At 44.7% G+C, this 19,306-nt stretch carries 19 protein-coding genes; 6 read left to right on the plus strand and 13 right to left on the minus strand.

What is annotated here, in order from left to right; translation table 11 throughout:
- Window positions 1-84: 84 nt before the first annotated feature.
- The 5 genes from EL162_RS07480 to pdxA all read right to left on the minus strand — a co-directional run bounded on the left by EL162_RS07480 (window position 85) and on the right by pdxA (window position 5,002).
- Window positions 85-396, minus strand: coding sequence for a lipoprotein (locus EL162_RS07480; RefSeq protein WP_076555136.1), 312 nt, complete (start codon window positions 394-396; stop codon window positions 85-87).
- A 269-nt stretch (window positions 397-665) separates the two neighbouring features.
- The gene (locus tag EL162_RS07485; protein ID WP_126331191.1) at window positions 666-1,862 is read right to left on the minus strand and encodes a phosphoglycerate kinase; all 1,197 of its coding nucleotides are present in this window, start codon (window positions 1,860-1,862) and stop codon (window positions 666-668) included.
- 196 nt (window positions 1,863-2,058) lie between these two features.
- Window positions 2,059-2,889, minus strand: a complete 831-nt coding sequence (locus EL162_RS07490) for a symmetrical bis(5'-nucleosyl)-tetraphosphatase (RefSeq protein ID WP_126331193.1) — start codon at window positions 2,887-2,889, stop codon at window positions 2,059-2,061.
- Window positions 2,890-2,919: 30 nt separating this feature from the next.
- Entirely contained in the window at window positions 2,920-3,768 is an 849-nt protein-coding gene (rsmA, locus tag EL162_RS07495; protein ID WP_126331195.1) for a 16S rRNA (adenine(1518)-N(6)/adenine(1519)-N(6))-dimethyltransferase RsmA, read from the minus strand.
- A 193-nt stretch (window positions 3,769-3,961) separates the two neighbouring features.
- A complete protein-coding gene (gene pdxA / locus EL162_RS07500; protein WP_227543457.1) occupies window positions 3,962-5,002 on the minus strand; it encodes a 4-hydroxythreonine-4-phosphate dehydrogenase PdxA in 1,041 nt (346 codons plus the stop codon).
- Window positions 5,003-5,205: 203 nt separating this feature from the next.
- Between pdxA and dnaB the strand changes: the two genes are divergently transcribed.
- The 3 genes from dnaB (at window position 5,206) to EL162_RS07515 (ending at window position 8,610) form a co-directional block, all read left to right on the plus strand.
- Window positions 5,206-6,606, plus strand: coding sequence for a replicative DNA helicase (dnaB, locus tag EL162_RS07505; RefSeq protein WP_076555186.1), 1,401 nt, complete (start codon window positions 5,206-5,208; stop codon window positions 6,604-6,606).
- Window positions 6,607-6,692: 86 nt separating this feature from the next.
- Window positions 6,693-7,814, plus strand: a complete 1,122-nt coding sequence (alr, locus tag EL162_RS07510; RefSeq protein ID WP_126331199.1) for an alanine racemase — start codon at window positions 6,693-6,695, stop codon at window positions 7,812-7,814.
- Between the two features lie 34 nt (window positions 7,815-7,848).
- The gene (locus EL162_RS07515) at window positions 7,849-8,610 is read left to right on the plus strand and encodes a MipA/OmpV family protein (RefSeq protein WP_126331201.1); all 762 of its coding nucleotides are present in this window, start codon (window positions 7,849-7,851) and stop codon (window positions 8,608-8,610) included.
- A 49-nt stretch (window positions 8,611-8,659) separates the two neighbouring features.
- Here the strand turns inward: EL162_RS07515 and bfr (EL162_RS07520) are convergent, their stop codons facing one another.
- The 3 genes from bfr (EL162_RS07520) to EL162_RS07530 all read right to left on the minus strand — a co-directional run bounded on the left by bfr (EL162_RS07520) (window position 8,660) and on the right by EL162_RS07530 (window position 10,223).
- Window positions 8,660-9,133, minus strand: a complete 474-nt coding sequence (gene bfr / locus EL162_RS07520; protein WP_126331203.1) for a bacterioferritin — start codon at window positions 9,131-9,133, stop codon at window positions 8,660-8,662.
- Window positions 9,134-9,145: 12 nt separating this feature from the next.
- Window positions 9,146-9,640, minus strand: coding sequence for a bacterioferritin (bfr, locus tag EL162_RS07525; RefSeq protein ID WP_076555128.1), 495 nt, complete (start codon window positions 9,638-9,640; stop codon window positions 9,146-9,148).
- A gap of 388 nt (window positions 9,641-10,028) precedes the next feature.
- Window positions 10,029-10,223, minus strand: a complete 195-nt coding sequence (locus EL162_RS07530; protein ID WP_076555127.1) for a (2Fe-2S)-binding protein — start codon at window positions 10,221-10,223, stop codon at window positions 10,029-10,031.
- Between the two features lie 298 nt (window positions 10,224-10,521).
- Between EL162_RS07530 and EL162_RS07535 the strand changes: the two genes are divergently transcribed.
- On the plus strand, window positions 10,522-11,574 hold the full coding sequence (locus tag EL162_RS07535) for a WG repeat-containing protein (protein ID WP_170161433.1): 1,053 nt from the start codon (window positions 10,522-10,524) through the stop codon (window positions 11,572-11,574).
- Window positions 11,575-11,625: 51 nt separating this feature from the next.
- A complete protein-coding gene (locus EL162_RS07540) occupies window positions 11,626-13,038 on the plus strand; it encodes an L-serine ammonia-lyase (protein ID WP_126331207.1) in 1,413 nt (470 codons plus the stop codon).
- Between the two features lie 121 nt (window positions 13,039-13,159).
- On the opposite strand, the gene EL162_RS07545 is transcribed toward EL162_RS07540, so the two are convergent.
- The 5 genes from EL162_RS07545 to EL162_RS07565 all read right to left on the minus strand — a co-directional run bounded on the left by EL162_RS07545 (window position 13,160) and on the right by EL162_RS07565 (window position 18,229).
- Window positions 13,160-13,561 carry a DUF4377 domain-containing protein gene (locus tag EL162_RS07545; protein ID WP_126331209.1) on the minus strand — a complete coding sequence of 134 codons (402 nt, stop codon included), beginning with the start codon at window positions 13,559-13,561 and terminating at the stop codon, window positions 13,160-13,162.
- Window positions 13,562-13,830: 269 nt separating this feature from the next.
- A complete protein-coding gene (gene folD / locus EL162_RS07550) occupies window positions 13,831-14,682 on the minus strand; it encodes a bifunctional methylenetetrahydrofolate dehydrogenase/methenyltetrahydrofolate cyclohydrolase FolD (RefSeq protein WP_126331211.1) in 852 nt (283 codons plus the stop codon).
- 51 nt (window positions 14,683-14,733) lie between these two features.
- Complete coding sequence (locus EL162_RS07555) at window positions 14,734-17,031, minus strand: AAA family ATPase (protein WP_126331213.1); 2,298 nt, start codon at window positions 17,029-17,031, stop codon at window positions 14,734-14,736.
- A 21-nt stretch (window positions 17,032-17,052) separates the two neighbouring features.
- Entirely contained in the window at window positions 17,053-17,373 is a 321-nt protein-coding gene (locus EL162_RS07560; RefSeq protein ID WP_126331215.1) for an ATP-dependent Clp protease adaptor ClpS, read from the minus strand.
- A gap of 100 nt (window positions 17,374-17,473) precedes the next feature.
- The gene (locus EL162_RS07565; protein WP_227516550.1) at window positions 17,474-18,229 is read right to left on the minus strand and encodes a hypothetical protein; all 756 of its coding nucleotides are present in this window, start codon (window positions 18,227-18,229) and stop codon (window positions 17,474-17,476) included.
- Window positions 18,230-18,461: 232 nt separating this feature from the next.
- On the opposite strand from EL162_RS07565, the gene EL162_RS07570 reads away from it, so the two are divergent.
- Entirely contained in the window at window positions 18,462-19,238 is a 777-nt protein-coding gene (locus EL162_RS07570) for a Nif3-like dinuclear metal center hexameric protein (RefSeq protein ID WP_126331217.1), read from the plus strand.
- Window positions 19,239-19,306: the final 68 nt, after the last annotated feature.

A 19,306-nucleotide genomic window follows, 5' to 3' on the forward strand; every position in this document is an offset into this window, starting at 1 on the left:
CATACAGTGTTTTCTACCCAGTTGATTGCCTGTACAAATACAATAAAAGCCAACAAAATGCTGGCTTTTTTATCAGAGCTTGAATCAGTACTGCTGATCTTCAGGTGCTCTTGCTTCGGCAGATTGACCATTTTCTGCGTTACCAGTTGCTTCGGTAACTGCAGCACCGATATTTTTGGCAGCTTCCGAAGCGGTTTCGGCAGCATTTTCTACAGCGTTGGTTGTTGTTTGAGCAGCATTTTGTGCAGCGGCTTCAGCCTCTTTGGCAACTTGTTCTGTGCTTGCTTTTACATCAGCGGCAGCAGAATCAGCAGTTTGTTTGGCTGAATCTTGGGTTTGTTGGCTGCAAGCTGCCAATAGCAACGCCGCCACTATTGCAAATAAACTCTTGTTCATACTTCATCTCTCTTTGCTTGCCCTGCATCGGCTTATGATACCCTTGGGTAGTTTGGCGATGATTTGGCAAAATTAACTAAATGCTATTAGTTTAGTCATACCCAACCAATTTGACAAGTGCAATAGTAAAAATGCAACAAAAAATAACAAAGCATTAATTTACCATTAAGTTTGGCAAATATCTGGTGGCTTTTGTACAAAATTACAAGTGGATTAATGCCAACTTATCCAGCCTTGCTGTCTGATTTGGCATAAAACAACCACCCGCCTTAACTGGCTTGCAAGGCAGCAATTGCAGGCAAAGTCTTGCCCTCAACAAATTCCAAAAACGCCCCACCGCCTGTTGATAAATAATCAACACCATCAGCAACTTGATACTTGTCAATCGCTGCCAGCGTATCACCACCACCTGCGATACTAAAGCCCTGACTGTCTCTGACGGCAAACGCCAATATCTGCGTACCTGTGCCAAATTTATCCACTTCAAATACCCCAACAGGACCATTCCATAAAATTGTAGCGGCATTGTGAATATGCTGGGCAATCAACTCGGCACTGTCTTTAGCAATGTCCAAAATCATCTCATCATCAGCAATATCATGCACAGATTTGACTTGGGCATCAGCCTTGTCCAAAGAGCCCAAAAAGTCATCAAAGTTGATTTGTGATTTTTTGGCAACCACGACCTCTGATGGCAGCAAAATATTGGTTTTTTGCATGATTTGCTTAGCGGTTTCTACCAAATCAGGCTCGTATAATGACGCACCAACATTCACCCTTGTAGCGGCAAGGAAAGTATTGGCAATACCGCCACCAACAACGATACTGTCGCATTTTTCGGCAAGGCTTAATAGTACATCAAGTTTGGTTGATACTTTTGAGCCGCCAACAATTGCCAGTACAGGCGATTGCGGATTGTCCAAAGCACGCGATAAAGCGGATAATTCAGCAGCCAGCAGATTGCCTGCACAAACCGACTTGGCTTGACCCTTGGCGGCACGAATCACCCCTTCGGTTGAGGCTTGGGCTCGATGAGCCGTGCCAAAAGCGTCCATGACAAACACATCGCACAAGTTGGCATACTGCTCGGCAAGTTTGTCGTCATTTTTCTTTTCGCCGACATTAAAACGCACATTTTCAAGCAAAACCAACTCGCCTGCAGCAATTTCTACACCGTCCAAATAATCCGTCTCAAAGCGTACTGGCATATCCAGTGCCGCCGCAAGATAGTCCGCCACAGGTTGCAATGAATATTTTGTCTCAGGCTCGCCTTCAACTGGGCGACCCAAATGCGATGCAACCAACACGGCGGCATTTTTTGCCAACGCGTCTTTTAAGGTGGGCAGTGCCGCCTGCAATCGCACATCACTTGTGATGACGCCGTCTTTGATTGGCACATTCAAATCCTCACGAATCAGCACGCGTTTGTTTGACAAATCCAACTCATTCATGGCAACGATGGTCATAGGTTATCCTTATAAATTAATAAAGCAAAACTAATGAAATGATATAATACAATCAATCCGATTATAAAAAATTTTTATAATCCTTGCAACCGTTGTTTTGGGCATAACTGACAAACAAGCAAAAATCATCAATACAAATTATCAAGCCCAATACCAACTAATTATAAAAATAAAATTCACTGATTATTTAATTTAACTAAACCTGAAAAATCGCCCCGTCCGCCAAGCGATATGCCACCAAATTACCGCCCCAAACGCAACCACCGTCCAAAGCACGCACAAATTTGGTGTCTATTTCGGCTCGCAAAGCTGCCCAATGCCCAAATAAAATACGCCGCTCACGCACCACAAACCACTCAAACCACGGACGAAAATCAGGTGGCATATCATCATCAAGCGTCTGCTTGAATGAAAATTCCAGCAGCCCTGATTCGCTGCACAGACGCATACGAGTTAAGTAGTTGGCGATGGCACGCATTCTTTTGTAGCCGTTTAATTTATCCGACCATTCATCTGATTTTTTGCTGTATAAATTAGGCAGCAGTCTATCAAGCTGCTTTAGGCTGCCGCTAAGCTGATTTTGTAGCTCTTTGGCGTATTTGGCTGCCTCGCTAATGCTCCAATTAGGCGGTATGCCAGCATGCGTCAGGACGGTTTTGTTGTCAGGAAAAACAAGCAGTGGCTGATTGCGTAACCAATTAAGCAGCTCATCGCAATCTTTTGCTGTAAATATCGCCTCCGTCTTGTCTTTGGGCTTGACTGGCAAGATGCCTCGCCATGTGGCAATTAAAGTAATGTCATGGTTGCCAAGCACTGTGGTCAATGCCCCCATGTCGGACAATTGCTTGGCTTGGCGTAAAGTTGCCAGCGAATCCTCACCTCGTGCAACAATATCACCCGCAAGCCATAATTTATCACAGCTTGCATCAAATTGTATCACCTCAAGCAGCTGATTAAACGCTGCATGACAGCCTTGTAAATCACCGATAACATAGTGATGACGGTATTTTTTTGTATGATTTTTCATGGATAGTCTGTATTTGTTTGGTGAACCAAGTTAATTGATACGCTTGGCAACCAAGTCAGCAAGTGCAACAAATTCTGCCACGCCCAAGGTCTCAGGTCTGGCTTGTGGATTGATGGCAATCTGCTCAAAATCCGTCTCATCAAGCGTTGGCAATAAGGCACTCGCCTTAAAAATAGCACGCAAAGTCTTACGGCGATGATTAAACGCCTCACGCACCACAAGTGAAAACACCGCCTCATCTTTGGCAGTGATGGGTTTGTTGGCAAATGGCGTTAAGCGAAAAACGGCACTGGTAACTTTTGGCGGCGGATTAAACGCTCCATTTGGCACAGTCAGCAAATATTCCGACTGACAATGATATTGCATAATCACCGACAACCTGCCATATGCCTTGGTATTTGGCTCTGCAGTGATGCGATCAACAACTTCTTTTTGGAGCATAAAGTGCATATCACAAATCACATCGGCAAACTCCAGCAAGCGAAACAAGATTGGCGTTGAGATATTATATGGCAGATTGCCCACCACACGAAACGCCCCTTTGCCTTGCTTGATGGCAAGCTCTCGGTAATCAATATCCATGGCGTTATCATTAATGATGGTAAAATCAGGGTGGCTATTTGCACCAATGTTAATCTTTAATTGAGCTGCCAAATCTCGATCAAGCTCAATGACCGTCATGCCATCAACCTCTGCCAACAATGGCTCGGTCAAAGCCCCCAGCCCCGGCCCAATCTCAAGCAAATTATCCCGTCTATCAAGCCCAATTGCCGCAACAATTTGAGCAATAACAGTGGTGTCATGCAAGAAATTTTGACCAAATCGCTTTCTGGGTGCGTGTTTTGCCTGCTGGGGAGATTTTGGAATAATATGTACCATGGCTAAATTAACTAATTATAATAAATGATATAAAATTTTATCAATCAACCACGACAGATGGTTGTTTTGGTGCTACAATCGTGGCAAAAGGTGATAAATGACAGTCTCAAGCTGATTTTGTCGATACTGGCTTGACTTATGATAGCATGATTTGCTGATTTTTGCTGAACTGTTTGGCAAATGATTGTACAAATCAGCCAGCGGTCATCTTTTGGGCATAATTAATCGCCTGCCATAGACTTGAACTTGATGCACCGCCTCGCCCTGCCAAATCCAATGCCGTGCCATGATCCACCGAAGTACGCACATAGGGCAGTCCCAGCGTGATATTTACCGTATCACCAAATCCGTGCGATTTTAGGGGAGCAAGCCCCTGATCGTGGTACATGGCAATAACCGCATCACAGCTACCCAGATGTGGCTTGGTAAACAATGTATCAGCTGACATGGCAAACGAGACATCGATACCAGCCGCTTGCATCTGTGCCAATGCTGGGTTAATGACGGTCAGCTCTTCATCGCCCAAATGCCCTTGCTCGCCTGCATGGGGATTTAGCCCACAAACCAAGATTTTTGGCTTGGCAATGGCAAATTTTTCGACCAGTGCCTGATGGGTGATTTGTACGGTTTTGATGATTTCATCAAAATTTATGGCATCTGCAACTTGTCTTAGTGGCAGATGGGTTGTTACCAAAGCAACCTTCATGGCCGCATTGGCAAGCATCATCACCACCTTATCACAGGCTGCCTTGTGCATAAAATATTCTGTATGCCCACTAAATGGTGTACCGTTATCAAGCAAAATACCAGCGTCAATCATCACTGATTTTTGGATTGGGGCGGTGATGATTGCAGCCACTTGATTTGCCATTGCCAACCGATGAGCCAGCCTTAGCTGTTTTTCAACCATGATGGCGTTGGCAGGGTTTAACTTTGATGGTTTTACCTTTTCATGACAAGCTATGCTCAAAATCACCACATCGCTACTTTGACTGGGATAAAACAAATCATCGCCTGTCTCATGCGATATTTTGCTTGGGCAATCTGATTGCTCAAGCCAAGCTGCAGGCAGTTGCTCAATCTCATCAGGCACATCAATGATAGACCATGCTGGCAAGCGATCAATCACCCCTGCCGTCTTTAGTTGTTTGGCACGCTCGTACAAGGCGGTAGCATCAGCAGCAATCAGCCATCGCCCTGTTAATTTGGGCAAAATATCCAGCACAATATCCATGCCAATCCCAGCAGGCTCGCCTGTGGTGATAAGCAGAGGTTTTTTTTGCGACAAAGCGGTCTGGCATAGAGGGGATTTTGGTAAATTTTGGTAGACTGCTGACATTTTTTGGCTATCCGATGGTGATTTTGTGGTACAATTTGCCAAGACAGTTTAGCACTTTTTTTGGCAAAAATCGACAAAACACCCAGCAAGGACATGACATGACCCCAGATAATGACAAGCCAGATGGTCTGATGAGCCGCCAACCGCCACATAATATCGAAATGGAGCAGTCGCTATTGGCGTCATTGATGAGCATTCCAGAGGCTTTTACAAATATCGAAACCATCGTCAGCAGTGAGGATTTTTATGGTGAGCGGCACAAAAAAATCTTCGATGCCATCAATCACCTAGCCAACATCAATCAGCCCTACGATGCCCTGATGGTGCATGATTACCTTGAGCGAGTAGGTCAGCTCCAGCAGGTTGGCGGTGAGGAATATTTGGCAACCATCAACCAAAGCACGGCGAACTTTTTTAATCTTATCAGCTATGCTGAAAAGGTAAGAGAGCTGTCCATTTATCGACAGCTGATTGGCTCGGCAAATAATATGCTCGCCCTTGCCTATCACCCAAAAAAACAAACCGCCACGGAGATTTTGGATACCGTTGAGGCGGATATTTTTCGCATTGGTGAAAGTTTTGCCAGAGGCTCAAGCAAAACAGGGCCGCAACGCATTGATGATGTACTGGTCAATGTAACCAACCAACTACAAGAGCTGCGTACTCGTCCCAATGGTCTGATTGGGGTAAATACAGGCTTTGAAGAGTTAAATAATAAAACCTCAGGCTTTCAAGATGGCAATCTGATTGTGCTGGCTGCCAGACCTGCCATGGGCAAAACCGCATTGGCATTAAACTTTGTGCAGGCTGCCTTGATGGAAAATAAAGCCGCTGCGGTATTTTCTATGGAAATGTCAGCCGAAGACATTGCCATACGAATGTTGGCGGCATGGGGAGGCATTCATCAAGGGCGACTAAGTTCGGCAAATATGCAAGAAGATGAATGGGCAAGATTAATGAACGCCATGACCCTATTACAAGAAAAAAATCTCTACATTGACGCTCGTTCAGATCTTAGTCCATCAGAAATACGCGCCAGCTGTCGCCGCATTGCCAAAAACCACCCAAATGGACTGGGCATGGTGATGGTTGATTATATGCAATTGATGCGTGTGGCAAATCTAAGCCATAATAAAGTTGCCGAAATTGGCGAAATTTCTCGCAGCTTAAAGGGCTTGGCTCGTGAGCTAAACTGCCCTGTCATCGCTTTGTCGCAATTAAACCGTGCCGCTGATGACCGACCCAACAAACGCCCCATGCTGTCAGATATTCGAGAATCTGGACAGATTGAGCAAGATGCTGACTTGGTTCTGTTTGTTTATCGAGAGCATTACTACAAACAAGATAAAGATGAACTAAAAAATATCGCCGAATTAATCATCGGCAAAAACCGCCGTGGCGAACGAGGCACGATACCGCTGAAATTCTTGGGAGAATATGCACGCTTTGAGGATTTGATCCCTTCAGAGCTGCCCAGCGATTATGTGATGGAAGAATGATTTTTCCAGCAAACAAACAAGCCAACTGCCAGCCATATCATCACAAGTTTGGCTAATTCACATCAACTTTATCAAGCAATAATACAATGAGAAGTACGACAATCACCATACACCCAGATGCACTGGCACACAATCTGCAAGTCATCAAAAACAAACTGCAACCAACCACCAAAGTCTTGGCGATGGTCAAGGCCAATGCCTATGGTCATGACATCGAAGCCACCCTGCCTGCCTTGTCCGCCGCGGACGGCTTTGGGGTGGCGTGCATGAGCGAGGCTATGGCAGTGGCAAACGCCCTGACAGTTGCCAAGCCCATTATTCTTATCGAGGGCGTATTTAGTCAAGCAGAATGGCAGCTCGCCATCGAAAAAGATTTTGGCTGCGTTGTTCACCATAATCAGCAGCTAAATTGGGCATTGCAAAATCAGCCCCAAGCCACCGCCCTGTGCCGCACCATTTGGCTAAAATACAACACAGGCATGAGCAGACTGGGATTTGATGACACTACCATTATTGATGCAGCCAAGGCACTAAGCGATGCAGGCTATCGGTTGATTTTAACCAGCCATTTTGCCTGTGCTGATGACAAAACCCACCCACTAAATGCCGTACAGATTGACAAATTTAACGCCGCACTGGCACAGATTCGCAAATTTGCTCCCAATACACAAGCCTCTTTGTGCAATTCGGCAGGTGTGTTTAATTTTGACACAGTGCATTATGACTGGGTGCGTGCAGGCATCGCCCTGTATGGCTCAAAGCCAACCGCACAGCACCAAGCCAGCGAACTTGGGCTAAAACCTGCCATGACCGTATCTGCACAAATCATGGCAATTCATGAGCTGGCCAAAGGTCAAAGCGTTGGCTATGCTGCCTTGTGGACAGCAAGCAATGATTGCCGCATTGCAGTGGTGAGCATTGGTTATGGTGATGGCTATCCGCGTGTGATTGCAGATGCTCATGTTGGTATCATTGATAAGAATAATCAACTACAACACTGCCCCATCGTTGGGCGAGTGGCGATGGATATGCTGATGGTTGATATTAGCAATATCGAAGCCGAGCTGGGTGCAACTGTAATTTTGTGGGGCACATCACCACACATTGATGAGATTGCCGCCCGTGCAGGCACCATTGGTTATGAGCTGATGTGTCGGCTCACCACTCGCCCAACACGACAAATTAAAACAATCAATGAGTCGTTGTGATACAATAAAACTTCAAAATTATCTAAGGAGATATATGAAATACTCAATCAACACACTGCTGATATTGGTCGCACTGTTAAGCACTGGTTCAGCTTATGCCAAATTAGCAATTGATAATGATGCTCGCCTAAAAATTGGTGCAAACGCCAGTTTTAACGCCACCGCCTATGCCAGCAAAAACCAAATCACCCTGATGCCACAAGCATTCTATGACAATAACCGTGTGTACATTGAAGGTGCTGAAGCAGGTATCTACGCCCTAAAAGACAATCGTCAGCAGCTGCGTCTTGGTGCCAGCTATGATGGCCGTAGCTTTAGCCCAGATGATGCAGATACTTCGGCACTTAGGCAACTTGACAAGCGTCAATGGTCAGCACTGGCACACGCCAGCTATATGTACATCACCGCTTATGGTGGTCTGAAGGTCAAAGCAAGCACCGATTTATTAGACAGACATGGCGGTCAAACAGTCGCCCTATCACACTTAAGCAAATTCACCAAAGATGCATGGACCATCTATCCTGAAATTGGTGCCGTTTGGCAAAGCAAAGACTACAATCAGTACTACTATGGCATCAGTCCCAACGAGAGCCTGCGTACTACTTTGCCAGAATATCAAGCAACTTCTGGCTGGTCGCCATTTGCAACCGTTACCGCCAATTATCAGCTCAATGACAAAATCAGTCTCTTTGCCAATCAGCGACTGGAATTGCTCTCAAAAACCCAAAAAGACAGCCCGCTGACAGATGGCAGTATTGATAGCAAGACACGCATCGGTGTCAATTATCAATTCTAAATCACAAAAAACCACCGAACTTTCGGTGGTTTTTATTAAATCTTGATAATCAATCTTCAGATGCCTTAAGCTGGATATAGTTTTCGATACCCATATCCTCGATTAGCTCTTGTTGTGTATTTAGCCAATCTTCATATTCTTCATTGCCATCTTTTAGTTTTACCAAAATCTCTCTTGAGACATAATCACGATTTTCTTCACAAACGCCAATGGCATCAACCAGTACATCATGCTTGCGTTGCTCAAGTTTTAGGTCGCACGCCAAAATTTCAGCGACATTTTCGCCAATCAACAACTTGCCAAGCTCTTGCAAATTTGGCAAGCCTTCAAGCAATAAAATTCGCTCAATCAGCTCGTCAGACCATTTCATTTCTTGAATGGACTGCTTATAAAACGCTTCATTTAGCTCATTAATGCCCCAGTTTTTGACAATGCGTGCGTGCAAAAAATACTGATTAATCGCAATCAATGACTGTCCCAATACCAGATTTAATGCACGGATAACTTGCTTATCACCTTTCATAACACTCTCCAATCAATGTGCTGCGGTTGGCTGTGTTGGTTCAGCAGTTACGCTTTGTAGGTAGTTTTGTAGCCCCATCAAATCAATCAGACGCAGCTGTTTTTCTAGCCAGTGTGCGTGGTCTTGCTCGGTATCTTCTAGCTGACGCACCAGCATATCACGCGTTACATAGTCTCTCTCTGCTTCACAAAGGGCAATGCCTTCTTTAAGATGCTCTTGTACACTATGCTCCAAATCCAAATCGCTTTTTAGCATACTTGGTACATCATGCCCAATGTTGATTTTGCTGACCTGCATATTTGGCACACCGCCAAGCATCAAGATGCGTTGAATGATCAATTGGGCGTGCAGCGTCTCATCTTCCATTTCATGATAAATGCGATCGTACAATTTGCCAAAATGCCACTCGGCATACATTTGCGAATGAATAAAATACTGATCTCTTGCACCCAGTTCGCCGCCCAATAAAAAGTTCAGATAATCAATGACTTTTTGAGATGATTTCATAATATGACTGCCTATGTTGGTTGATGTGTGATTTGCTGATTGCTCATCAAATCAAATTTATGTGGCGTATGATAACACACAAATGCCCAAAAATAAGCCAAATTTTGTAAGGTTATTGAACTGCGAACGCTTCACACTCTGACGATTGCTTGCAAATGCAATAAAAAATCATCTACAAACCAACCCAGAATCCATGCGTTAATAACAGAATAAGCCATTGTTTTTATTGAATTTTTTGATAATTTTAATAAGAATTATTTTAAAAAAGAACACCACAGCTGACAATGATTATCCATTCGGTGAATGTCGGCTGTGGTGATTGATATTTTTATAGATTGGTTTTGTATTTTTGGTAACAATTGGGTAACAATATTGCAAACCCTGCAAATCAACTTGCCATAACATCGATGCCGATGGCACAGGCTTTATGCTCTTCAACCAAATCCTGCACCATTGGTATGCAGCAACCACAGCAAGTGCCAACAAGCAGCGTCTCTTGCAAACCCTGCACACCATCTACGCCAGCAGCCAATGCGGTTTTGATTTGGGTATCTTTGACATCATGGCAGATACAAACATACATCAGATAAGCCCCTTATATAGCTGTTGCACACTGATTGGTATTTATCAAGCGTGCCAAAACTCATTTACAAAAGCAAAGAATTCTCTTTTGTCCTTATATTAACAATAACCGTTCGTATTTGCAAATATTTTTTGGCTAAATTTATCAAAATATCAAAAAATCATCAAATCACGCCCTGTTGTGATATTTTTGTATCATTTACTGGTTTTTTGGTGGCTTTATCTGTACAAAACCAACAGCAATCGCTAAAATGTTTAATGGGTATTTTATTGGCACAAAAATAACAGAGATAACAACAATGACAACATTAAAACCATTACTGACAACGCTTGGCGGTATATTTGCCATCAGTGCCATTTTGTATGCAAGCCCAGCCCAAGCAAACTGCACCTTGCCAGCGGTCAAGCTCTCTGGTAGCTTTGAAAAAATCACCTGCACAGCTGACCCCAAGACGCTTTTGGCAAGCACCGCAACAGGCAAGCCTTTGGCGTTACTTGATGACACAGGTACTGTTTTGGCAGACTTGTCCGCCTATCAAGCGGTATTGCCCATGAATTTTCAGGCAAACTTATTGCCTGTATTAAAAAATAATAAGGTTGGCTACATTGACCGCCAAGGTAGGGTTATTATCGGCTTTGATTATGATAAAATGCCCACAGATGATTGGGCAAGAGCTGCCAGCGATGAACGCATCATCACCTATGCCAATGGTCGCTATGTCATCATCAGCACAATCGGTCGCTTGATTCGCACTTTTGCCCCCAGCGTCAGTCAAATTGATGATTATCAAGCAGGGCAGGCAAGCGTGATACAAGATGGGCAGCAGTTTAGCATTGATAAAAATGGCAACAGAACCAGCAAAAAGCCACTGATGATGCTTGTTGCCAGTACGGCAAATGTATCATCGGTCAGCAGCCAGCCACCAACCAAGATTGCACAAGCTGGCACGCCAACCCTGCCAAACATCAGCCAAACCCCTATCGCAGGCATAAGTCAGCAACGCAGCAATACCCGCACCCTAATCAAACAGCAACAAAATGGCAAATGGGGCTTTGTTGATGAAAAAGGTGTTCTGCAAGTGCTGTATGCCTTTGATGAAGTGCGTGATTATACCGAGGGATTAGCAGCGGTCAGACAAGGTGAGCTTTGGGGCTTTATTGACGAAAAAGCCGACTTGGTAATCCCTTTTCAATTCCCCCAAAGTGGCATTAATCAAGGCATCATGCCAATCAATCCCAGAGAGTCGCTCAAGTTTGAGCATGGCAGAGCATGGGTTGGCAGTCAAACTGGTGGCAAAAAATTATGCATCAATATAAAGGCAGAGACGGTTGATTGTCTTGTGCGATATTAAAATAAAATAATCCAGCCAGCCTTGTTTGGCACAACAGATTATGGATAGTTTATGATCAGTGTTTTTGACTTATTTAAAATTGGTATCGGCCCTTCCAGTTCGCACACTGTCGGACCGATGGTTGCTGCCAATCGTTTTTTGCAATTGCTTGGCGATGATTTGCCACAGGTGCAACAAATCACCATTGAGCTATACGGCTCACTGTCTTCAACAGGCAAAGGCCATGCCACAGACAGTGCAGTTTTGCTTGGCTTGCTTGGGCATGAACCACGCAGTATCGACACCACCAAAACAGCACAATATCTAGAACCTATCTATCAAGACAATCAACTGAATCTGGCTGGGCGACACAAAATCAGCTTTGATGCCAATCATCATCTACTTTGGGACGATACCGCCCTGCCTGCCCACCCAAATGGTATGTGTTTGCTGGCCAAACTCAATGATGGCAGGCAAATAGCACGCACTTATTATTCTGTTGGTGGCGGTTTTATTAAAGATGAACAGCAGCTCACCAGCGAGACTAAGCAAGAGGACACAGTTAAATTTACCTATCCGTTTAACAGTGCCGAAGAGCTGGCGATGCTATGCCAAACACACAATCTGGATATTGCCAGCCTGATGATGGCAAACGAAACCACCCTGCGTGATGAAGAAGAAATAAAAGCATATTTAAATGAAGTTTGGGACACCATGCAAGCCTGCGTTACACAAGGGTGTAAAGTTGATGGCATCTTGCCCGGTGGATTAAATGTCAAACGGCGTGCCAAAGCTCTGTACGAGCAACTTTCCAAAGAGTATGGTTATTCTGGCAATGGTGGCTTGCTGGCAATGGACTGGGTTAATTTATACGCACTTGCGGTCAATGAAGAAAATGCCGCAGGTGGCAAAGTCGTTACCGCCCCAACCAATGGTGCAGCTGGCATCATTCCAGCGGTACTGCATTATTATCGTGGTTTTATCCCTTCATTTAACTATCAGGGCGTACGAGAGTTTTTGTTGGTGGCAGGAGCAATCGGTGCGTTAATCAAGCAAAATGCCTCAATTTCAGGAGCTGAAGTCGGCTGTCAAGGTGAAGTTGGTTCAGCCTGTGCAATGGCAGCGGCAGGCTTGGCTCATGTGCTAGGCGGTACGGTGGCTCAATGCCTAAACGCTGCTGAGATTGGTCTTGAGCATAATCTGGGGCTAACCTGCGACCCCATTGCAGGACTGGTGCAAGTGCCATGTATCGAACGCAATGCCATGGCATCTGTCAAGGCAATCAATGCCGCTCGCCTTGCCTTGCGTGGTGATGGCAGTCATCATGTTTCTTTGGACAAGGCAATCGCCACCATGAAAGCCACAGGCATGGACATGATGGACAAATACAAAGAAACTGCCAAAGGCGGACTTGCCATTCATGCAACTGATGCCACACAACGCATTGAGATTGTTAATATCGGCACAGGCTTTAGTCAATGTTAAAGCAGACCAAGCCTGAATATTGCCAGCTTGCTTGACTGCGTATAAATCCGCCTCTTTTGAGCATGGTTCTTATAAAAAAGCCCTGAATAACAGGGCTTTTTCAACAAACTTGTAAAGCTGATTATTGCTCGGCAGTCTTTGAGATAACTTTGTTCAAAGACCATGCAGGAACAACCTTACCTGTTCTTTGATCCAAGAAGCGTTCTTGTTTCAAATCAAGCACATAGCGATAGCCAGTTTCGTACTCAAAACCTGCAATTTCACCACTTAGCACATTATAATTGCGGTCAAAAGTACGGCGATACTGCAAGCATTCGGCTTGTACGGTTTCGCCAGCTGTATTGGTCAGCTCACACACTGCCTTGCGTGGAGCAATCTCAACCTGAAAGCTACGCAAATCCTGCACTTGTACTTCTTGTAATTTGCCCTCGACCATGACTGCCTGTGTGTCATTCAGTGGTTTGCTGGCACAACCAGCCAACGCCACAGAAGCCAAAACTGCGGTTGCAAGTAGTTTTTTCATATCATTCTCCCTAGATAGTTTTCGGATAAATGCCAATCGGCACAATGAAGATATTGATTTGTTATAAATCACATCTGTCATTTATCCTATCATACTTTGGGCGATTTTTGCAAAAATTTTGCTGCATTTAGCACAAGATAAACTTAAGACGCCCAAGTTTGGCAGTTGTTATTTTGATACAATCAAGTTATCAACACAGCCAACAGCCGCACTCTACACATCACACAGAATGCTCATAAAAGTAGCCTTAGCTGCTTTTTAAAGGGTGATTACAGCCCTGCTTCTTTTTTGGCTGCCTCGACCGTTTGGCGAATCAAAGTGTTAATGGTCATCGGGCCAACACCTCCCGGCACAGGCGTATAAGCCGATGCAATATTGTCAATGCCTGATAGTTCAATATCACCACAACCGCCTGTATCAGTCGGGTGAAACCCTGCATCAACAACCACTGCACCTTGTTTAATCCAATCTTTTTTGATAAGTTCTGGCACGCCAACAGCACCAATGACAATATCAGCCTCTGCGATATATTTTGGCAAATCTTTGGTGCGTGAATGACAAATGGTAACGGTACAGTTGGCATTTAGCAACATCATCGCCATAGGCTTGCCCAAGATGGCACTGCGACCAACCACCACAGCGTGCTTGCCCTCAAGCTCAACATTATAATGTTGTAACAAGTGCATAATGCCTTGTGGCGTGCATGAGCCATAGGCAGACTCACCCATTGCCATACGCCCAAAGCCCAAGCAAGTAACGCCATCAACATCCTTGTCAAGGCTAATGCGATCAAAGCACGCCCGCTCATCAATCTGTGCAGGCACGGGGTGTTGTAACAAGATGCCATGTACATCAGGATTGGCATTTAATTCGTCAATTTTGGCAAGCAATTCGTCAGTGGTTGTATTGCTTGGCATCTCAACACGGATGCTGTCCATGCCAATGCGTTTGCAAGCATTGCCCTTCATACGCACATAAGTGGCGGAGGCTGGGTCATCACCAACCAAAATAGTTGCCAAAATCGGTGTGCGACCTGTTTTTTGTTTTAAGATTGCAACGCGTTCACTCAATTGATTTTCAATACTGCTTGCCAATGCTTTGCCATCTAGTACTGTAGCCATAATTTGCTCACTTTGCTGGGTTTTGGAATAATTATCAAAGAATTATTATAGTCAATTTGTGCGTTTTTTGCCAGTCAATTTTGCTCGCCTGCTGTCCTCGCTTGGCATGATTTGCAATACAACAGCACCTGATGACAAAGTGGCTTGCACCACACCACCTTCGGCAAGATTGCCAAACAATATCAGCTTTGCCAGTGGTTTTTTGATTTCTTGCTCAATCAATCTTGCCATAGGACGGGCACCCATTGTTTCATCATAGCCCTTTTGTCCCAAATAATCACGCACCTCATCGCTGATGCTTAGCTGTATCTTTTTGTCAGCCAACAAATCCTGCAGCTGATTGATAAATTTATCAACAATACAGCCAATCACTTGGCGATTTAGGGTGGCAAAATGCACAACCCCATCAAGACGATTGCGAAACTCTGGGCTAAACGCACGGCGAATTGCCTCTTGATTGTCATGATGATGGTTTGATTTGGTAAAGCCCATCGGATTGCGAGACAGACTGTCAGCCCCCACATTGGTAGTCATGATGATGATCGTCTGCCGAAATGAAACAGCACGACCATTATTATCGGTCAAGGTGCCATGATCCATGACTTGTAGCAATAGATTAAAAACATCACTATGTGCTTTTTCTAATTCATCAAGCAGCAGTACACAATATGGATTTTGCTGAATCTTTTCGGTCAAAAGACCGCCCTTATCATGCCCAACATAGCCCGGTGGTGCACCAATGAGCCGTGAAGCCGTATGTGCCTCCATGTATTCACTCATGTCAAAACGCACCAAAGGCAAGCCCAGCAATTGTGCCAACTGCTTACTGATTTCGGTCTTGCCCACCCCTGTCGGCCCTGCAAATAAGAACGCGGCAATTGGCTTATCAGGGCGGTTTAGTCCAGCTCGTGCCAACAAGATGGCATCGCTTAATCGCCGAGCTGCCTCATCTTGCCCAAAGATGGATTTTGTAAGATTTTCATATAGATTTTTTAATATATATTTTTCGTCTTGATTAACTAAACTTGGGGCAATGCGTGCCATTTTTGCCACCACTTGCGTGATGATTTTTTCATCAATAATAACAGGATTGGGCTGCTGTGTGGTATTATTGGCTTGTTTGGCATTGGTAGAATTATTTGCCAAACCATCGCGTAAACGAACAAACGCCCCCGCTTCGTCCAAAATATCAATCGCCTTATCTGGCAAAAACCGTTCGTGCAAATGCTTGACAGATAGCTCCACCGCAGCCGTGATGGCATCATCGGTATAGCAAACTTGGTGGAATTGCTCATAATGCTCTTTTAAGCCCTGCAAAATCGCCACGGCTTGTGTCGCGGTTGGTTCGGTAATGTCAATTTTTTGGAAGCGGCGAGACAGTGCATGGTCTTTTTCAAAAATTTGACGATATTCAACAAAAGTCGTTGAACCAATGCAGCGAATCTGCCCTCTGGCAAGTGCAGGCTTGATAAGATTAGAAACATCAAGCGTGCTATCCATAGATGAGCCTGCACCGATAATGGTATGAATCTCGTCAATGAACAAAATCGCTTCGGGCAATTTTGTCAGCTCATCAAGCAATTGTTTGATACGATCCTCAAAATCTCCACGAAATTTTGTACCTGCAATCAATGCTGCCATGTCTAGTGCATAAATCGTCGCATGAGCAAGCATCGCAGGGGCTTTGTCATTAACAATCAACCACGCCAAACCTTCGGCAACTGCCGTCTTACCAACACCTGGGTCGCCAACCAAAATGGGGTTGTTTTTGCGGCGGCGAGAGAGAATTTGAGCTGTGCGTTCTATCTCTGCTGCACGCCCAATGAGCGGATCGATGCCGCCCTGCTTGGCAATTTTGTTGAGATTTTTGGTGTATTTTGCCAAAATACCATCATCAGAGTTTTCTGACACGGTAGCAAAGGGGTTGTCAGTTTGGCGTTTGTCTGCTGAGATTTGCCGCCTTAAGGACAACAAAGTTACCCCATGGCCTTGCAGCAATTTACTGGCATAGCTGCGTTCTTCTTTGATAATCTCAACCAACGCGTGTTTTGGCAGCAGGTTTTGGCCACTGTCTTGTACATACAATACAAGCTGGGTGATGAGGCGAAGATAAGCCTTGCTGGGTGTGGGTTTGTCTACTTCAGCAACAGGGACAAAAGCCGCCAAATATTGCTCCAAAGCCACTGTCAAACGAGCAATATCCACGCCACACGCCTTTAATGTCTGAACACTGTCGTCATCTTGACAAAGCCCCAGCAACAAATGCTCCAAAGTGATGAATTGATGGCTGTGCTGGCTTGCGATTTGCTCGGTCAAATGCTCAATGTGGCTAAAATCATTATCCGACATGGTTATCCTTAAGCATATCTTTTAGGCTTGTTCAATGCTAATAAATAATGGAAATTGCTCCTGCTCGGCAAGTGATGTCGCCTCATCAACTTTCATTTCGGCAATTTCATAAGGCAGTATCGCCACCACCGCACGCCCCGTTTGGTGTATCTGCATCATCAGCTGATAAGCCTGCTCAATCGGTTTATCAAAAACAGCATTTAGCAAAAATACCACAAAATCCATCGTTGTATAATCATCGTTGTGCATGATAACAGCATACAAATCAGGCATCTGCCAGTCGCTTTGGGTCTGGCTGATGACATCAGTATCGGGTATGGTTTGAGGTTTAATCTGTGTCATAAAGGCATGATGATAATTAACAAAAGACTGGCTAAATACTGCTTATTTTTAATGCAAAAACAGGCAAAGCAACGCCCTGCCTGTCCGCTTGCCCTTGTGATTATTCGCTTTTGACGATTGGGCGTTGGCTGGCATTTGACATGGCAGCGGTTGCTGGCGGTGCATCGGTAATCAATTTACCAATTTGCCAATTATACAGCTGTCGTACCTTTTGTGTGCCTGCGGTCAATTCCAATTTCATTTGCTTTGGCACAAAGCCCTCTGGCATGATAAAACGACCACGAATATTGGCAACGCCACGCACATCATAGCTAGATGGCTCAAGCGGAATTTCCACCATGCTGGTTTCGTTTAATAAAGTCAGCTTGGGGAACATTTTTACCGCCTTGCCAGAAATATCCAGCATTGCCACATCAAAACGGTATTCAAAAGTATTCTCAGGCAACGAAACAATCTCTGACGCCAAGATATTTAACGCCACACCACCCTGCTCTGCCACCGAAGTTTTGAGCAGTTCATTGACTTGCTCAAGCTGCAAATTGGTCGTCTTTAGCGATTCAATATCGGTACGCAAACTCTCAAGCGTGGCACGGCTAATGTCTCGCTCTTGGGTGGCGGTGGCAATGTCTTGTTTGAGCTTGGCATTTTCGGCGGTCAGCTCACTGACGCTTGCCACAGCTTCATTATTGGCAGTCATCGTTCTTTCGACACTGTACAGGCCTTGGCGGTAGCCAAATTTATAGCCAATCACCGCAACAATCAATGAGGCAAAAATCAGAGCAATCAAAAACAATGCCAAAATTTGGTTGGTTGAACCACGCTGATTTTTTGTGGTTGAAATAAAAACTTGCTTCACGGTAAAACCTTGAATTGATATCATCAAAAATAGCGATATTATAACAAACATTGGCAAAATAAGAATAACTATTTTTATCAGCTACGAAATTTATACAAATCATTCTCATTTATCGTTCAATCCACGTCGCTTGCCAAGCAAGATTTGCATAATTAACAAAAAATAATTACAATGACAACAGGCTTAATTACCAACTTTGCCATTTGTGCGTCGTTTATCAATAAGGAAAAATATGCCCACTGCCCAAGCCATTAGCCCACAAAGCCTATGCGATTTTTGTGATACGCTCTTATTTGCTGATGAATTTCGTGATTACTGCCCCAATGGCTTGCAGATAGATGCAGGCGTGCCAATCAACAAAATCATCACAGGCGTTACTGCTTGTCAGGCACTCATAGACCGAGCGATACAAGAAAAAGCTCAAGCCATCGTCGTGCATCATGGCTATTTTTGGAAAGGCGAAGACGCGGCAATCACTGGCATGAAAGCAAAACGCATCAAAGCCCTGCTTGAACATGGCATATCATTAATCGCCTACCACCTACCGCTTGATGCCCACCCAGAGATTGGCAACAACCGTGCTTTGGCGGATATGTTGGATTTAACCATCACAGGTGCATTATATCCACACGAAAAGCACCCTGTTGGCAATATCACCACAAGCAAACCAATAAGCTCAGTGCAACTTGCCGAAAAAATCACCCAAGCATTGGCTCGCAAACCGCTACACATCTGTGCTGGCTCGCCAGATAGAACATTACAAAAAATTGCACTATGCACAGGCGGTGCACAAGACATGATTGAGCAGGCAGCCAAGATGGGCTGTGATGCCTTTATTTCAGGGGAGATTTCCGAACGCACCACACACATGGCACGCGAGCTTGGTGTGGATTATTTTGCCGCAGGGCATCATGCCACCGAGCGTGGCGGTATCATGCGACTAACAACCGTGCTGGCGGAGCAATTTGACATTGGCGTACAGTTTGTTGATATTGACAACCCTGCTTAGTTTGCTTCAATTACCCAAATCGCTTCGTTTGATAAAAATTTGGGAAACTTGGCAATTTAGCTGCATTT

The organism is Moraxella cuniculi (assembly GCF_900637105.1).
Taxonomy (GTDB): domain Bacteria; phylum Pseudomonadota; class Gammaproteobacteria; order Pseudomonadales; family Moraxellaceae; genus Moraxella; species Moraxella cuniculi.

Excerpts from the sequence above, each read along its gene's own strand:
- EL162_RS07480 (WP_076555136.1), bottom strand. The coding sequence starts at position 396 with ATGAACAAGAGTTTATTTGCAATAGTGGCGGCGTTGCTATTGGCAGCT.
- EL162_RS07485 (WP_126331191.1), bottom strand. The coding sequence starts at position 1,862 with ATGACCATCGTTGCCATGAATGAGTTGGATTTGTCAAACAAACGCGTG.
- EL162_RS07490 (WP_126331193.1), bottom strand. The coding sequence starts at position 2,889 with ATGAAAAATCATACAAAAAAATACCGTCATCACTATGTTATCGGTGAT.
- rsmA (WP_126331195.1), bottom strand. The coding sequence starts at position 3,768 with ATGGTACATATTATTCCAAAATCTCCCCAGCAGGCAAAACACGCACCC.
- pdxA (WP_227543457.1), bottom strand. The coding sequence starts at position 5,002 with ATGGATATTGTGCTGGATATTTTGCCCAAATTAACAGGGCGATGGCTG.
- dnaB (WP_076555186.1), top strand. The coding sequence starts at position 5,206 with ATGACCCCAGATAATGACAAGCCAGATGGTCTGATGAGCCGCCAACCG.
- alr (WP_126331199.1), top strand. The coding sequence starts at position 6,693 with ATGAGAAGTACGACAATCACCATACACCCAGATGCACTGGCACACAAT.
- EL162_RS07515 (WP_126331201.1), top strand. The coding sequence starts at position 7,849 with ATGAAATACTCAATCAACACACTGCTGATATTGGTCGCACTGTTAAGC.
- bfr (WP_126331203.1), bottom strand. The coding sequence starts at position 9,133 with ATGAAAGGTGATAAGCAAGTTATCCGTGCATTAAATCTGGTATTGGGA.
- bfr (WP_076555128.1), bottom strand. The coding sequence starts at position 9,640 with ATGAAATCATCTCAAAAAGTCATTGATTATCTGAACTTTTTATTGGGC.
- EL162_RS07530 (WP_076555127.1), bottom strand. The coding sequence starts at position 10,223 with ATGTATGTTTGTATCTGCCATGATGTCAAAGATACCCAAATCAAAACC.
- EL162_RS07535 (WP_170161433.1), top strand. The coding sequence starts at position 10,522 with ATGACAACATTAAAACCATTACTGACAACGCTTGGCGGTATATTTGCC.
- EL162_RS07540 (WP_126331207.1), top strand. The coding sequence starts at position 11,626 with ATGATCAGTGTTTTTGACTTATTTAAAATTGGTATCGGCCCTTCCAGT.
- EL162_RS07545 (WP_126331209.1), bottom strand. The coding sequence starts at position 13,561 with ATGAAAAAACTACTTGCAACCGCAGTTTTGGCTTCTGTGGCGTTGGCT.
- folD (WP_126331211.1), bottom strand. The coding sequence starts at position 14,682 with ATGGCTACAGTACTAGATGGCAAAGCATTGGCAAGCAGTATTGAAAAT.
- EL162_RS07555 (WP_126331213.1), bottom strand. The coding sequence starts at position 17,031 with ATGTCGGATAATGATTTTAGCCACATTGAGCATTTGACCGAGCAAATC.
- EL162_RS07560 (WP_126331215.1), bottom strand. The coding sequence starts at position 17,373 with ATGACACAGATTAAACCTCAAACCATACCCGATACTGATGTCATCAGC.
- EL162_RS07570 (WP_126331217.1), top strand. The coding sequence starts at position 18,462 with ATGCCCACTGCCCAAGCCATTAGCCCACAAAGCCTATGCGATTTTTGT.